A 13,954-nucleotide genomic window follows, 5' to 3' on the forward strand; every position below is an offset into this window, starting at 1 on the left:
GGGCGGGGTGACCGGCGATGAGACGCGCGACGAGGTGCGGCTGACCAATCTCGACCAGCCGCTGTTCGACGGGGCTGACGCGACCAAGCGTGATCTGGTCGACTACCTCGACGCGGTACACGACCGCATCCTGCCCGCACTGCGCGGGCGGGCGCTGTCGGTGATGCGGGTGCGGCCGGGGCAGGCGCCCTTCATGCAGAAGAACCTCCCCAAGTACGCCCCCTCGTGGATCCGCACGGTGACCATCTGGGCGGAGGCGTCGCACCGCCAGGTCTCCTACGCGCTCTGCGACGACCGGCGGACGCTGCTCTGGTTCGCCAACCAGCGGGCCGTCGAATACCACCCCGCCCTGCTCGTCGGCGACCACTTCACGCACCTGGTGCTCGACCTCGACCCGCCGGAGGGCGGCGACTTCTCGCTGGTGGTGCGGGCCGCCGGCCTGATCAGGGAGGCGCTCGGCCAGGCCGGGCTGTCCGGGGCGGTCAAGACCTCCGGGGCCAAGGGCCTGCACGTGTTCGTGCCGGTCGTGGCCGGGATCTCCATGGAGGACCTGGCCGCGGCCACCCGGGCCGTCGCCGCGCGGGCCGAGCGGCTCGACCCCGCCCTGGCCACCACCGCGTTCATCAGGGAAGACCGCCAGGGCAAGGTGTTCCTCGACTCGACCAGGGCCGGCGGGGCCACCGCGGTGGCCGCCTACAGCCCGCGGATCAGGCCGGGGACGCCGGTCTCGTTCCCGGTCGGGTGGGACGAGCTCGACCGGGTGACGCCGCGCGACTTCACCATCAGGACCGCCCCCGCCCTGCTCGGCGACGGCGACCCGTGGGCCGCTGGGCTGCCCTCGCCGCAGTCGCTGCCCGCCGACCTGATCGAGGAGGGCCACACCATCCCGGTCGCCCGCGTCCAGGCCATGCACGAGGGCAAACGCCGGGCCGCCCGCGCCCGGCGCGGCGAGTGATCAGCCGTCCAGGACGCGCGCCAGCTCGCCGCTCGACGTGACGCGGACGAACCTCAGATGCCCGTACGCCGGATCCACGGCGGCCTTCGCGTACCGCTCGCGGTATTCGTCATGCTTCACCCACGCCCAGCGCAGGATCGACTCGTCCTTCGTGAACAGGAACCGGAACCTCTCCCGGTTCCCGTTCCACAACTCGGCCCCGGTGGCCATCCGGCGCAGCGTCCTGGCCGCGAGCCTGCGCATCACCGTGGCCCTCGGCGGATCCACCCAGACCACGGTGTCACTACGCGACCACACCAGCTCCTGCACGGCCGAGTAGTTCCCGTCGACCACCCACCCGTCGCCCGCGGTGAACGCGTCGACCTCGGCCCGGAACTCGTCCACGGGGCGCGGGGTCCAGCCCGGCATGTGGAAGATCGAGTCCAGCTCCAGCCACGGCACACCCAGCCTCCCGGCCAGCTCCGCCGCCACCGTCGACTTGCCCGACCCGGAGTTGCCCACGACAGAGATGCGACGCACCGGAAGAATGTACTCCCATCCCCGGCTCCCCCGTTTCACCAGCCCACGGCCCAAATGGTCTTCACTCGTCAGGCGCTCCGCGCCCCACAGCTCAGACGTCTCCTTGAGGCGCCTCCGGCGCAAACCCCGCGCCTTCGGCGCCCTCGCGCGTGCCGCGGGCCGCCGGAAACAGAGCGAGCCGGGTAAGCCCGTCTTCCGACGGCTCCCCATCAAGGGTCCGCGCGTTCGTCGAATCCCACGACCGACAGGGCACGCGAAGGCGCCGCAGGCGCTGGGGTTGCGCCGCAGGCGCTGGGGTTGCGCCGCAGGCGCTGGGGTTGCGCCGCAGGCGCTGGGGTTGCGCCGCAGGCGCCTCATCGGAGCGCCTGAGCTGAGACGGCGCGGAGCGCCTGGGGGCGAAGCCCTTGTGTACGCCTCGATTCGGTTCGGATGTATGTGACCGGCCGGGTCCACGTGTCACATGGTCAGAGCACGATGCACGGGAAGCCTGGATCACCCGTTCCCGGCTCTGCACGCGTTGGGCACGTGCCGACACAGGACCGGGACTCTGCTCTTCGCGTCGAGGAGCACCCGGGCACCGAGCGGCTCGTCAAGCTCGATCACGCCCTGGCCGGACATACCCACACCGGCACAGAAGCCGAGTTGACGAGGCCCGTGGACGTCGAACCCCAGGACCACCACGTCCGGCTCCTCACGAACTCTCAACCTGACGTCCCTCGGCTTTCCTGTGCATGAGCCGTACTCGTAGCTCACCAGCAGCGTGCGCTCGTCCAGCGCCTCGACGGCCCTGACATCGCCGATCAGGCTGCCGACCGCGCCCTCGATGGTCCCGACCGCTTCCTGGTCGACCGCCACCTGATCGATCGGGCCAGGCAGATCCGAGAAGTACAGCCGCCAGGCGGGCACAGTCGCCATGCCGCGCAGGGTCTTCAGCCGCATGGTGGTGAAGGTGGCGCCGGTCAAGTGGTATGTCTCGTCCTCGGGGAAGTTCGTCTCCGTTCCCCAAGGAGAGACGGTCAGGAGCGCCTCTCGCGCACCTATCACCGGAGCCCGCATGGTGGCCCCGTCATCCCAGCGGATCTGCGTCTCAGGCGGCGTGGCGGGAAGCGGGCCGGCTACGACCCAGCCGTACTCCTCATCCTGCCGGATCCGCTCGACCACCCTCGGCGGTATAGCGGCAAGGTCCTCAAGCGGGACGAAACCCTCGCGCCAGATATCGGCCGCGCCGCTGGTACGCCAGGTCCACACGGCGCGTGCGGCGTGATCTTCGAACGCGAGCGGTCCGGTCAGGAGATGACCGCCGCTGAGCACCAGCACCGCCGCCAGGAGTGTGGTGGCCAATCGCAGCATTCAGCGATCTTGACAGAGTGTCGCTTCCCACGTCGGCAACATGATTCATTACTTTAAGTGATTCTCATGTCACAATAAGTGGCATGCCGTCTCCCCCACACGACGCCCTCATCCAAATGATCAGTGAACGCCCCCAACTGGCCGTGGAGATCCTGCGCGACCTCATGGGCGTCGACGTGCCCGTCACCCCGCTGATCCGTGTGGAGGACAGCACGTTCAACACTCGGCCCTCCGGCGACTTCGAGGCCGACCTGGTCCTCGTCATGGGCCCGCCCCAGAGCCCCGCCCACGCCATCATCGTGGAGATCCAGCAAGACAAGTCCAAGGCGCCCCACCAACTCGCCCGCTACGCCGCCGCGCTGTGGCTGCTGCTCGGCTGCGACGTCACCGTCCTGGTGATCTGCCCCGACCGTGCGGCCGCCGCCTACTACGCCCAGCCGATCGACTCCGGCCTGACCGGATACCGCCTCCAGGCCCACGTGCTGGGACCGGACGACATCCCCGCCATCACCGACCCCCACCAGGCCGCCGCCCAGCCCGGACTGGCGGCCATGGCGGTCATGGTCCACGGCCGCGCCCGAGATCCGGCGCCTCCTGGAGGAGATCATGAAATCCACCACCTGGCCCGTCTACAGCCCTTTCGCGCGCGAACACTTCGGCCGCGGCCTCGAAGAAGGCCAAGCCCGAGGCAAAGTCGAGGGCAAAGCCGAAGGTAAGGCAGAAGGCAAGGCTGAAGAGGCCGCACGCCTGGTGCTGCTGCTCCTGGAAACCCGCGGCCTCGACATCCCGGACGACACCCGGGCCCGCATCACCGCCTGCGCCGACCTCGACCAGCTCGAAACCTGGGCCACCCGGGCCATCACCGTCCAGACCCTCGACGACCTGTTCGACTGACCCGGCAGGCGTCACCGGTAGACCGCGAACACCTTGTTCGAGTTGAACACCTCGGTCTCCACGAACGCCGACCACTGCGGCGCCGGCCGGCCGAGCGCCTCCATGGCCGCCACCAGGGGGAACCAGTTGAGCAGCTCGTGCTGCCCCGCCGCCTCGACGTCGGCCAGCGTGGTGGCGCGCCACACGTCCAGGTCGCCCTTGACGAGGGCCTCGTACAGGCGGGCGTCGGCGGGCGTGTCGGGCCACATCCGCCAGGTGCGGTCGCACAGGAAGGCGTGCGACCAGCTGGAGGAGGCGAGCAGCGCGATCCGCCACGGCGACTCGGCGCAGAGCCGCGCCACCTCCGCCCCGACCTGCATCAGCCGGGCGGGCGACGGCGACGGCGGGTCCAGCTCGCGCCTGTCCTCGATCTCGCTCATGAAGCCGCGGTAGCTGACGACCCGCCGGCCGTAGCAGTTGATCGGGAACGGGATGACCGGGTAGTCGAAGCCGGTGCGGTGGTAGTCCAGGTAGAGGACGGCGTTGAGGAACGCGTGCGGCAGCCCCGGATGGTGCGCCTGCTTGTAGGCGTAGGCCACGTCGACGCCGCGTTCCAGCAGCCCGGAGGCGAGATGCCGGGCGATGTCGGGCCGGCCGCGCACCCGGAAGGTGGTGTCGTACGGTTCGTCCCACACGTTCGGCTTGCCCTGCATGTCCGCCGAGTAGCCGGCCTGCGCCCAAGGCCGGAGCTCCAGGTCGGGGTAGGCGAGCACCGCGTAGGGCGGGATGAGGTCCTCGTGGAAGTTCTCGTACTGGTCGTCGCCCCAGATCAGGACGGCGTCGGGATTGAAGTCGTCGATGGCGGCCCGTACCTGCTCGAAGCCCTTGATCAGAGCCTCGCGGTGCTCCGCGGCACCGGTGGCGCCGCCGTCGTCGCCCCACTCGCGGCGGGCGTTCGCGGTCCAGTTGGCGGGGTCCTTCACCTCGGCGGGGATGCCGGGGTCGGCCATGGTGCGCCGTAAGAGGCCGGCCATGTCCGCGTCCGTGCCGCTGAACGGAGGGTAGTGCGTGACGCCGACGCCCAGGACTTCGCCCATTCCGGGCCCTCCAGGATTTCGAAGTGGATCTGTATTATCATCCACCATAAATATCTACGTTTCGAATAACCAGGGGGCCGCGTGGCCGAAGAGCCCGGTTTCCAGGACGTCGAGTGGCAGGTCGCCCGCGCGGCGGACGAGCACGGCCCGGAGTTCGACCCCGACCTGCTGAAGCTCACCCTCACCCTCTACCGCGCGATGTCGTCGTTCGACCGGGCCGGCACCGCCGAGCTGGCGCCCCACGGGCTGACAGTAAGCCAGCTCAACATCCTCACCGTCCTGCACCGCGCCGACCGGCCGCTCAACATGGGCGAGCTGGCCCAGGCCATCTCGGTGCGCCCGGCCAACCTGACGAGCGTGGTCGACGGGCTGGTGGCGCGGTCGTACGTGGAGCGGCGGGTCAACCCCGGCGACCGCCGCTCGTTCCTGGTGGCCAACACGGAGGCGGGCGAGCGGTTCCTGGCGGGGTTCCTGCCGTCCCACTGGCGCTACCTGGACGCGATCGCCTGGCAGCTCAGCGGCGACGAGCGCCGCACGCTCACCGCGCTGCTGGCCAAGCTGCGCGGGTCCATCGAGACCGCCCAGGTGGTGGCGCCGTGACCGTCGACGTCCACACGCACGCGATCCCGCGCGACCTGCCGCGCCTGTCCGAGAGGTACGCGGGAGCCTGGCCCGGCCTGCGGGCCACCGGGCCGTGCACGGCCGACCTCCAGCTGGGCGGCCGGTTCTTCCGCGCCCTCGACGACCGCTGCTGGGACACCGGGCGGCGGCTCGCCGACATGGCGGCCGAAGGCGTGACCTCCCAGGTGGTGTCCCCGATCCCGGTCACGTTCGGCTACGGACTCCCGGTCGACGGCGCGATCGAGCTCTCCCGCGCGCAGAACGAGTGGATCGCCGGTCTCGTCGCCGCCGAGCCCCGCCGCTTCACCGGGCTCGGCACGGTGCCGCTGCAGGAGCCGGACGTCGCCGCCGCCATGGTCGGCGAGTGCGTCGACGGGCTCGGGCTGGCCGGCGTCGAGATCGGCACCAACGTCGACGGCCGGCCGCTCGACGACCGGGCGCTGGACGTCTTCTACGCGGCCGTCGCCGAGCGCGACGCGGTGCTGCTCGTGCACCCCTGGCAGGTGCTGGGCGCCGACCGGCTCGGCGCGCACGGGCTGCTGTACGCGGTCGGCATGCCGGCCGAGACCGCCGCCGCGGCCGCCACGCTCATCCTCGGCGGCGTCCTGGACAGGCACCCCGGCCTGCGGGTCGTGCTCGCGCACGGTGGCGGCGCGCTGCTCGCCATGCTGCCGCGCATCGAACGGTGCGTGGCCATGCTCCCCGGCGTCCGGGCGCCCGAACGACCGGTGCGGGAGTATCTGCGCCGGTTCTGGTACGACTCGCTCGTCTACGACCCCGGCACACTCCGCACGCTCGTCGAGACCGTCGGCGCCGACCGCGTCATGGTCGGCACCGACTACCCCTTCCCCATCGCCGAACGCCCCGCCGGAGCCGCCCTGGCCCCGGCCGGCCTCGCCCCCGACCAGGAACGTGCGGTCCGCACCGGGACCGCCGCCGACCTCTTCCCAGGTGGTGTCCATGCCTCTCGTTGAAGTCACACTCATCCAGGGCCGTCCGGCCGAGAGCATCCGCGCGCTGATCTCCAACGTCACCGAGGCCGTCGTCGCCTCCGTCGGCTCACCCAAGGAGAGCGTCCGCGTGATCGTACGGGAGATCCCGCCGACCCACTGGGCCGCCGGCGACGTCACGATCGCCGAGAGGGGGCCGCGCTCATGACCGGCTTCTACGGTCACGTCATCGACGGCGAGGAGACCGGATCCCTCGACGGGCGGCGGATGCCCAGCGTCGACCCGTGGACGCGGGAACCGTGGGCCGAGGTCGCGCTCGGCGGGGCCGACGACGCCGCGCGGGCGGTGGCGGCGGCCCGGCGGGCGTTCGACGAGGGGCCGTGGCCCCGGATGGGGTTCGCCGAGCGCGGCAGGCTCCTGCACCGGCTCGCCGACCTCGTCGAGGAGCACCGCGCCGAGCTGAGCCTGGCCGACACCCGCGACATGGGCAAACCGGTCGCCCAGAGCGGCCACGACGTGCTGCGCGCCGCCGCCAACCTCCGCTTCTTCGCCGACCACGCCCGCCTGTCGACCGGGCAGGCGCTGCCGATGGACTCCGGCCACCACGCCTACACCCGCTACGAGCCCGCCGGCGTCGCCGCCGCCATCGCGCCGTGGAACTTCCCGCTCATGCTGGAGTCGTGGAAGATCGCCCCCGCGCTGGCCTGGGGCAACACGGTCGTGCTCAAGCCCGCCGAGGACACCCCGGTCTCCGCCACGCTCCTGGCCAGGCTCGCGCTCGAAGCCGGGCTGCCGCCGGGCGTGCTCAACGTCGTGCACGGCTACGGCCCCGACTCCGCCGGCCAGGCGCTCACCGAGGACCCGCGGGTCGACCGCGTCACGTTCACCGGCGAGTCCGCGACCGGCCGCGCCATCACCCGCGCCGCCGCCGCCAACCTCACCCCGGTCAGCCTGGAGCTCGGCGGCAAGGGCGCCAACCTGGTGTTCGCCGACGCCGACCTCGACAACGCCGTCCACTGGTCCGCCGAGGCGATCTTCCGCAACGCCGGCCAGGTGTGCCTGGCCGGCAGCAGGCTCTACGTCGAGCGGGCCGTCTACGGCGAGTTCCTGGACCGGTTCGTCAAGAAGGCCGAGTCGCTCCGCACCGGCGACCCCAAGGACCCGGCCACCGAACTCGGCCCGCTCGCCAGCGAGTCCCACTTCGCCAAGGTCCGCTCGTACGTCGAAAACGCGCCCGGCACGATGCTGACCGGCGGGCTCGGCGACGGCTGGTCGGTCCGGCCGACCGTGCTCGCGGACGTCGACCCGTCCGCCCGCCACTGGCGCGAGGAGATCTTCGGCCCGGTGGTCGTCGTCCAGCCCTTCGACACCGAGGCCGAGGCCGTCACCGCGGCCAACGCGACCCGCTACGGGCTGAACGCCATGCTGTTCACCGAGAACGTCAACCGCGCCCACCGCGTCTCGGCGGCGCTCCGCGCGGGCACGGTCTGGCTCAACTGCTTCTTCATCAGAGACCTACGGGCCCCGTTCGGCGGCGTCGGCGACTCGGGCATCGGCCGGGAGGGCGGCGACTTCAGCCGCGAGTTCTTCACCGAGCCGAAGGCGGTGGTCATGCAGATCGCGGACGCGTGATCGCGAGCGCCTATCTCGGCGAGATGCTCGTACGCAACCACGGGTGGCGCTGGCGGTACGACACCGACCGGCAGGCCGCCACCGTGGAGAGTCCCGACGGGCGGTGGGCCGGCTACCCGCACGACAAGGTCGCCAAGCGCGTCCGCAAGGGCGACCGTCACGACCTCGCGGTCTTCTACGCCTTCGCCGGCACCGGCGAGGCGCCCCCCGGCACCGAGGCGCGCGAGGTCAGGCCGCCGTGGTGGCGGCGCGGTTGATCGGGAAGCGGCCTCGCGGAGTTGTCGGAGGGCGGCGGTAGCCTCGCGGGCATGGGTGAGCCAGAAGCATCGGATCTGCTGGAGCAGCACCGGGTCGCCCTGACGGGTTACTGCTACCGGATGCTCGGGTCGCCGTTCGAGGCGGAGGACGCGGTGCAGGAGACCCTGGTGCGCGCCTGGCGGAGTCTCGACCGGTTCGACGAGAGCCGTGCGCCGATGCGGTCGTGGCTCTACGCCATCGCCACCAACGTCTGTCTCGACCTGCTGCGGGGCGCGCGGCGCCGGGCCCGGGCGATCGACCTCGGCCCGTCCGCGCAGGCCGGTCCCGACCTCGGTGAGCCGCTCCCCCACAGCGCGTTCGTCGAGCCGGTCCCCGACGCCCGCGTGCTGCCGGCCGGCGGCGATCCGGCGGAGCTGGCCGCGCGGCGTGACACGATCCGGCTGGCGTTCGTCGCCGCGCTGCAGCAACTGCCGCCCCGGCAGCGGGCGGTGCTGATCCTGCGCGACGTGCTGTGCTGCAGAGCTGACGAGGTCGCCCGGCTGCTCGACACCTCCGTCGCGTCCGTCACCAGCGCGCTGCAACGCGCCCGGTCGAAGCTGCGGGCCGCCTCCGTGAGCCCCGACGAGCCCCACCCTCCGCTCGACCAGGCGCAGCGGCGGCTCCTCGCCCGTTACTGCGACGCCTTCGAGCGGTACGACGTCGAGGCCATGGTGGCGTTGCTGCACGAGGACGTCGTCATGTCGATGCCGCCGTTCCGGTGGTGGCTGCGCGGGCGGGCGGAGATCCGCCGGACGCTGCTCGCCGCCGGGCACCCCTGCGCGGGCGCACGCCTCGTGCCGACCGCGGCCAACGGCTCGCCCGCGTTCGCCCAGTATCTGCCGGGACCTGACGGCAGGCTTGAGCGGTTCGCGCTCGTGACCCTCACACTGTCCGGCGGGCTGATCACGGAGGTGACGACCCACCTCGACGCCGACCGGCTGTTCCCGCTCTTCGGCCTGCCCGGTGTGCTGGAGCGATGAGTTTCCGCCCTCCGCGCCGTATGACCTGTGTACCCCGGTGACGGTCACCGGGGCGGCGACGAAGGGACGACCCGATGGCGGGCTATGTGGCTGTGAACGGCGTGCGCACCTGGTACGACGAGCGCGGCGAAGGGGAGCCGCTGGTGCTGCTGCACGGCGGTTTCTCCGACAGCAGGGACTTCCACGGCAACCTCGGCGCGCTGGCCGGCCGTTTCCGGGTGCTGCTGCCCGAACGCCGCGGCCACGGTCACACGGCCGACGTGCCGGGGCCGATCACGGTCGAGTTGATGGCGCAGGACACCATCGCGTTCCTGGACGAGGTCGTCGGCGGGCCGGTGCGGCTCGTCGGCTACAGCGCCGGTGCGACCGTGGCGCTGTGGGTGGCCGTGCGCCGCCCCGACCTCGTCGACCGGCTTGTCCTGATCAGTGGCGCCTTCGACATGGAGGGCATGATCGTGCGGCCCTCCGGTGAGGGGCCGCTGCCTCCGCCCCTGGTGGCGGCGTACGCGGAGGTGTCCCCTGACGGCGCCGACCATCTCCCGGTGGTGGTGGCCAAGATCGTGCGGGCGGTGGCCGAGGAACGCGGGCTGAAGCCGGCTGATCTCGGTGCCGTGACCTGTCCGGCGCTGGTCATGGCCGCCGACGACGACATCGTGACGCTGGAGCACACCGTGGAGCTGTACCGGAGCCTGCCCGACGGCTATCTGACCGTCGTCCCCGGCACGTCCCACACCCTCCTCCAGGAGAAGCCCGACTGGTGCACCAGAGTGGTCGAGGACTTCCTGACCACCGGCCCCCTGCCCACCTGGATGCCTCTCCGAAGGTCACCGGCAAGCCCCAGCTGATCTCCCCTACCGACGCCACCCTGGGCAGCCGCTAAACCGCTTTTTCCGCGTCGGGGGCCGTTGGTAGGGTGCCCGGGTTGCACCGCTTGGGGAGGATGGCTCGCGACGATGCAGACAGCAGATGCCACGCGTGCGGTGGCCGCGGCCACGTCGGTCGCCTCGTCACTCGGCCTGACGGCGGACGACGCGATCGTTCTGCACGACTCGAACGCGCTCACCCTGCGTCTGCTGCCCTGTGACGTCGTGGCCCGGGTGGCGCCCGTGGCGCAGCCGGTCGCGCGGTTCGAGGTCGAGCTCGCGCAACGGCTCGTCGAGGCAGGGTGCCCGGTGGCCGCGCTCGACCCCCGGGTGGAGCCACGCGTCCATGAGCGTGACGGTTTGATGGTCACGCTGTGGACCTACCACGAACCCGTGTCACGCCGGGAGATCCCACCGGCCGACTACGCCGACGCGCTCGGGCGGCTGCATGCCGGCATGCGCAAGCTCGACGTCCCGGCGCCGCACTTCACGGACCGGGTCGAGCAGGCTCAGCGGCTCGTGGCGAGCCGCGACCGTACTCCGGCGCTCGCCGACGCCGACCGGGAGCTGCTCGCCGGCACGCTGAGCAGCCTGAAACGGGCGATCGGCGAACGCGGCGGCGCCGAGCAGCTGCTGCACGGCGAGCCGCACCCGGGCAACGTGCTCACCACGAGGAAGGGCCTGCTGTTCGTCGACCTCGAGACGTGCTGCCGCGGACCTGTCGAGTTCGACCTCGCCCACGCGCCCGAAGAGGTCGGCGAGCACTACCCGGGTGTCGACCAGGACTTGCTGCGCGAGTGCCGGATCCTCATGCTGGCGATGATCACCACCTGGCGCTGGGATCGGGGCGACCAGCTCCCCGACGGACGCCGGCTGGGCACGGAGTGGCTCGGACAGATCCGCGCGGCGCTCGCGTGAGTCAGAAGGCCCCGCTGTAGGCGTTGAGTGCGGGCTGGCCGCCGAGGTGGGCGAACAGGACGTTGCCGTCCTTGGGGATGTCGCCGTTCCGTACGAGGTCGATGAGCCCGGCCATGGACTTGCCCTCGTAGACGGGGTCGAGGATCACCCCTTCCAGGCTCCCGGTGAGCCGGATGGCGTCGGTCGTGGACCGTACGGGAACGCCGTAGAGGTCGCCCGCCCATCCCTGCAGCAGCGTGATCTCGTCGTCGCGCAGGTCGCGGCCCAGGCCGATCAGCTCGGCGGTGGCGCGGGCGATCTTCTCCACCTGGGCCCGCGTCTCGGCGGGCTTGGCGGAGGCGTCGATGCCCAGGACGCGGCGCGGGCGGTCCTGACCGGCGAAACCGGCGATCATCCCGGCCTGGGTGCTGCCGGTCACGCTGCACACCACGATGGTGTCGAAGAAGACGCCCAGCTCGCGCTCCTGCTGACGCACCTCGTACGCCCAGTTGGCGAAGCCGAGCCCGCCGAGCGGGTGGTCGGAGGCGCCCGCCGGGATGGCGTACGGTGTGCCGCCCGAGGATCGGACGCCTTCGATGGCGTCGGTCCAGCTGTCCTTGTAGCCGATGCCGAAGTCGGCCTCGACGAGCCGGACCTGCGCGCCCATGATCCTCGACAGCAGGATGTTGCCCACCTTGTCGTTGACCGCGTCGGGCCAGTCGACCCAGCTCTCCTGTACGAGGACGGCCTTCAGCCCGAGCTTGGCCGCCACCGCCGCGACCTGCCTGGTGTGGTTGGACTGCACGCCGCCGATGGTCACCAGCGTGTCGGCGCCCTGCCGGAGCGCGTCGGGGATCAGGTACTCCAGCTTGCGGGTCTTGTTGCCGCCGAAGGCCAGGCCGCTGTTGCAGTCTTCGCGCTTGGCCCAGATCCGCGCCCCGCCCAGGTGGTCGCTGAGCCGCTCCAGGGCGTGGACGGGGCTGGGGCCGAAGGTCAGGGGGTAGCGCTCGAAGTCGTCGATGGACACGCCGCAGCTCCTCGGGTTGGCGATGTGCAATATATTGCATGCATCATTCGGCCAACTGTCAAGAGCGGTCTCACTCCCGCAGGATGGCCCAGAGCAGGTAGACCACGCACAGGAGCCCGGGAACGGCCAGGAAGACGACGATGACGGCGGGCAGCTCCGCCCAGCCCACCAGGCAACTCAAGCTCACCGAACTCACCAGGCCGATCATGGCGACGGATCGGTACCGGTCCTGTCCTGGTTCAGTCACTGTCTCGTCCTTTCGGGGGGCGGATCGGGTCAGTGCAGGCGCCTGATCTCGCCGTACGCGCGGTAGAAACCGCCGCGGCCGGCCGAGCGCACGCCGTCGACCAGGTAGCGGACGCCCGCTTCGCGGATGTCCTTCGGGAACTGTACGTTCCACGACTCGTAGCCGGGGCTGACCACGCGGACCCGGAGCCGCTCGCCGTCCCTGACGCACTCCACCACCACGCCGTCGCCCCCGCCGGAGGTCTCCAGGACCACCTCGTGCACGGTGCGGCGGGCCGTGCCGGCGTAGACCGAGTGCGCTTCCTGCCAGCCGAACAGCACGTCGTCGGCCACCTTGTTCTCCCATACGAGCGTCCCGTCGGCGGCGTCGTAGCGGGCGACGCCGTTCGAGTGGCCGTGGTAGACGGCGTCCTCGTCGCACCGGACCATCCAGGCCGAGTCGCCCGCGCCGGTCCGCGCCCACTGGAACTCGTCCTCGTAGTCGATCGTGGTGATCCGCCCCGCCCGGTCGGAGACGCCGAGCACGCCGTCGTGGATGTCCAGCCAGTAGATGTCCACATCGGCGGCGATCTCGTACGCGGACCTGGGCACCTTGCCGCTCAGGTCGTACACGCGGCCGTCGTCGACCCGGCGTAGATCCATAAGTCGTCGGCCACGATGCACTTGACGCCGTCGGGCAGCCGGAAGCGCCCGGTCACGGTGCCGGAGTGGGTGACGGTGCAGACGTCGCCGCGCTGGTTGCCGACCCAGCAGCGCTCGCCGTCCACGAAGATGCCGAACGCGGGCGCGCCGCTGTCGAAGCGCCACAGGACCGGCGCCTGCCGGGCGGTCGAGCGGGTGCTGGTGATGACGCGGCGGGTCACGGCCCGGCGCTGCCGCACCCCGCGCACGGCGGGCGCGTAGCCCTTGCGGGTCTTCTCGCCGATCTTCTTCGCCGCCGCGGTGGGGAAGGCGGTGACCTTCGTCTGGCCGGCCTTCACGTCCGTGCTTCTCCAGACTCGCCGGGCTTGATCAATGGCTGGAGACTAGAGCACCTGGGCGACAGAAACGGCGACGACGTCAGTCGGTGTCCGGGACGTAGGTCAGGTTGAGAACCCCGGTCTGGAACGTCTGGGACTCGACCAGCTTGAGCGGGTGGGTCGGGGTGTCCTCGAACAGCCGCTGGCCGCGTCCGACGACGATCGGGTGGACGAGCAGCTTCAGCTCGTCGAGCAGCCCGTTCGCGAGAAGCCACCGCACGGTCGTCGCGGAGCCGGACATCTGGATGTCGCCGTCGAGCCGCTCCTTGAGGTCGCGAAGCCCGGCCGCGACGTCACCGCCGATGACCGTGGTGTTGTTCCAGTCGGCCTTCTCCAGGGTGCTCGACACGACGTACTTGGGGGCGGCGTTGAAAAGCGCGGCGATCTCCTGGTCCTGGTCGGTCGTGGTCCAGTAGGCCGACGACTCCTCGTACAGCTTGCGGCCCATCAGCATCGCCGCCTGGCTCTGCAGGCCCGCCTGGACCACGGCGCCCATCTCGTCGTTCCAGTACGGGAAGTGCCACTGGTCCGGCGACTCCACCACGCCGTCCAGCGAGATGAAGAAGTTGGAAATGATCTTCGCCATGACTCTGCTCCTCTGTCGTTCGGATCGACAGTGGAGACTAGG

At 71.1% G+C, this 13,954-nt stretch carries 19 protein-coding genes; 11 read left to right on the plus strand and 8 right to left on the minus strand.

The window, feature by feature from the left end:
- The first annotated feature begins 7 nt into the window (after positions 1 to 7).
- Positions 8 to 955, plus strand: coding sequence for a DNA polymerase domain-containing protein (locus ACIBF7_RS42320; RefSeq protein ID WP_397199635.1), 948 nt, complete (start codon positions 8 to 10; stop codon positions 953 to 955).
- On the opposite strand, the gene ACIBF7_RS42325 is transcribed toward ACIBF7_RS42320, so the two are convergent.
- Complete coding sequence (locus ACIBF7_RS42325) at positions 956 to 1,474, minus strand: hypothetical protein (protein ID WP_397199636.1); 519 nt, start codon at positions 1,472 to 1,474, stop codon at positions 956 to 958.
- A 492-nt stretch (positions 1,475 to 1,966) separates the two neighbouring features.
- Entirely contained in the window at positions 1,967 to 2,824 is an 858-nt protein-coding gene (locus ACIBF7_RS42330) for a hypothetical protein (RefSeq protein ID WP_397199637.1), read from the minus strand.
- A 116-nt stretch (positions 2,825 to 2,940) separates the two neighbouring features.
- Between ACIBF7_RS42330 and ACIBF7_RS42335 the strand changes: the two genes are divergently transcribed.
- Both ACIBF7_RS42335 and ACIBF7_RS42340 read left to right on the plus strand, forming a co-directional pair.
- Complete coding sequence (locus ACIBF7_RS42335) at positions 2,941 to 3,540, plus strand: hypothetical protein (protein WP_397199638.1); 600 nt, start codon at positions 2,941 to 2,943, stop codon at positions 3,538 to 3,540.
- Between the two features lie 34 nt (positions 3,541 to 3,574).
- Entirely contained in the window at positions 3,575 to 3,718 is a 144-nt protein-coding gene (locus tag ACIBF7_RS42340) for a hypothetical protein (RefSeq protein ID WP_397199639.1), read from the plus strand.
- Between the two features lie 11 nt (positions 3,719 to 3,729).
- Here the strand turns inward: ACIBF7_RS42340 and ACIBF7_RS42345 are convergent, their stop codons facing one another.
- Positions 3,730 to 4,794: a hypothetical protein gene (locus ACIBF7_RS42345; RefSeq protein WP_364232962.1), complete on the minus strand. Its 1,065-nt coding sequence runs from the start codon at positions 4,792 to 4,794 to the stop codon at positions 3,730 to 3,732.
- An 81-nt stretch (positions 4,795 to 4,875) separates the two neighbouring features.
- Between ACIBF7_RS42345 and ACIBF7_RS42350 the strand changes: the two genes are divergently transcribed.
- The 8 genes from ACIBF7_RS42350 to ACIBF7_RS42385 all read left to right on the plus strand — a co-directional run bounded on the left by ACIBF7_RS42350 (position 4,876) and on the right by ACIBF7_RS42385 (position 11,055).
- Complete coding sequence (locus ACIBF7_RS42350) at positions 4,876 to 5,394, plus strand: MarR family winged helix-turn-helix transcriptional regulator (RefSeq protein WP_219546115.1); 519 nt, start codon at positions 4,876 to 4,878, stop codon at positions 5,392 to 5,394.
- The gene (locus tag ACIBF7_RS42355; RefSeq protein WP_364232959.1) at positions 5,391 to 6,389 is read left to right on the plus strand and encodes an amidohydrolase family protein; all 999 of its coding nucleotides are present in this window, start codon (positions 5,391 to 5,393) and stop codon (positions 6,387 to 6,389) included. Before ACIBF7_RS42350 ends, ACIBF7_RS42355 begins: the two co-directional genes overlap by 4 nt.
- The gene (locus ACIBF7_RS42360) at positions 6,376 to 6,573 is read left to right on the plus strand and encodes a 2-hydroxymuconate tautomerase (protein WP_271275197.1); all 198 of its coding nucleotides are present in this window, start codon (positions 6,376 to 6,378) and stop codon (positions 6,571 to 6,573) included. Before ACIBF7_RS42355 ends, ACIBF7_RS42360 begins: the two co-directional genes overlap by 14 nt.
- Positions 6,570 to 7,997, plus strand: a complete 1,428-nt coding sequence (locus ACIBF7_RS42365; protein WP_397199640.1) for an aldehyde dehydrogenase — start codon at positions 6,570 to 6,572, stop codon at positions 7,995 to 7,997. Before ACIBF7_RS42360 ends, ACIBF7_RS42365 begins: the two co-directional genes overlap by 4 nt.
- Complete coding sequence (locus tag ACIBF7_RS42370; RefSeq protein ID WP_397199641.1) at positions 7,994 to 8,254, plus strand: hypothetical protein; 261 nt, start codon at positions 7,994 to 7,996, stop codon at positions 8,252 to 8,254. The genes ACIBF7_RS42365 and ACIBF7_RS42370 overlap by 4 nt, the downstream gene beginning before the upstream one ends.
- A 51-nt stretch (positions 8,255 to 8,305) precedes the next feature.
- Positions 8,306 to 9,274 (plus strand): sigma-70 family RNA polymerase sigma factor, encoded by a 969-nt coding sequence (locus tag ACIBF7_RS42375; protein WP_364232953.1) that lies wholly within the window; start codon positions 8,306 to 8,308, stop codon positions 9,272 to 9,274.
- Between the two features lie 74 nt (positions 9,275 to 9,348).
- The gene (locus tag ACIBF7_RS42380) at positions 9,349 to 10,119 is read left to right on the plus strand and encodes an alpha/beta hydrolase (RefSeq protein ID WP_364232951.1); all 771 of its coding nucleotides are present in this window, start codon (positions 9,349 to 9,351) and stop codon (positions 10,117 to 10,119) included.
- Positions 10,120 to 10,227: 108 nt separating this feature from the next.
- Positions 10,228 to 11,055: an aminoglycoside phosphotransferase family protein gene (locus tag ACIBF7_RS42385; RefSeq protein WP_364232948.1), complete on the plus strand. Its 828-nt coding sequence runs from the start codon at positions 10,228 to 10,230 to the stop codon at positions 11,053 to 11,055.
- A 1-nt stretch (position 11,056) separates the two neighbouring features.
- Here ACIBF7_RS42385 and ACIBF7_RS42390 read toward each other — a convergent pair whose 3' ends face one another.
- From ACIBF7_RS42390 to ACIBF7_RS42410, 5 genes are all read right to left on the minus strand, one after another.
- Complete coding sequence (locus ACIBF7_RS42390) at positions 11,057 to 12,061, minus strand: 1-aminocyclopropane-1-carboxylate deaminase (RefSeq protein ID WP_397199642.1); 1,005 nt, start codon at positions 12,059 to 12,061, stop codon at positions 11,057 to 11,059.
- Between the two features lie 70 nt (positions 12,062 to 12,131).
- Positions 12,132 to 12,308, minus strand: coding sequence for a hypothetical protein (locus ACIBF7_RS42395; protein ID WP_271275191.1), 177 nt, complete (start codon positions 12,306 to 12,308; stop codon positions 12,132 to 12,134).
- Positions 12,309 to 12,337: 29 nt separating this feature from the next.
- The gene (locus tag ACIBF7_RS42400) at positions 12,338 to 12,949 is read right to left on the minus strand and encodes a hypothetical protein (protein WP_397199643.1); all 612 of its coding nucleotides are present in this window, start codon (positions 12,947 to 12,949) and stop codon (positions 12,338 to 12,340) included.
- Positions 12,907 to 13,287 (minus strand): hypothetical protein, encoded by a 381-nt coding sequence (locus tag ACIBF7_RS42405; protein ID WP_397199644.1) that lies wholly within the window; start codon positions 13,285 to 13,287, stop codon positions 12,907 to 12,909. The genes ACIBF7_RS42400 and ACIBF7_RS42405 overlap by 43 nt, the downstream gene beginning before the upstream one ends.
- Before the next feature lie 79 nt (positions 13,288 to 13,366).
- On the minus strand, positions 13,367 to 13,912 hold the full coding sequence (locus ACIBF7_RS42410; RefSeq protein WP_397199645.1) for a dihydrofolate reductase family protein: 546 nt from the start codon (positions 13,910 to 13,912) through the stop codon (positions 13,367 to 13,369).
- Positions 13,913 to 13,954 lie beyond the last annotated feature (42 nt).

Origin of the sequence: Nonomuraea sp. NPDC050478, assembly GCF_044458265.1 — a bacterium.
Lineage (GTDB): Bacteria > Actinomycetota > Actinomycetes > Streptosporangiales > Streptosporangiaceae > Nonomuraea > Nonomuraea ferruginea.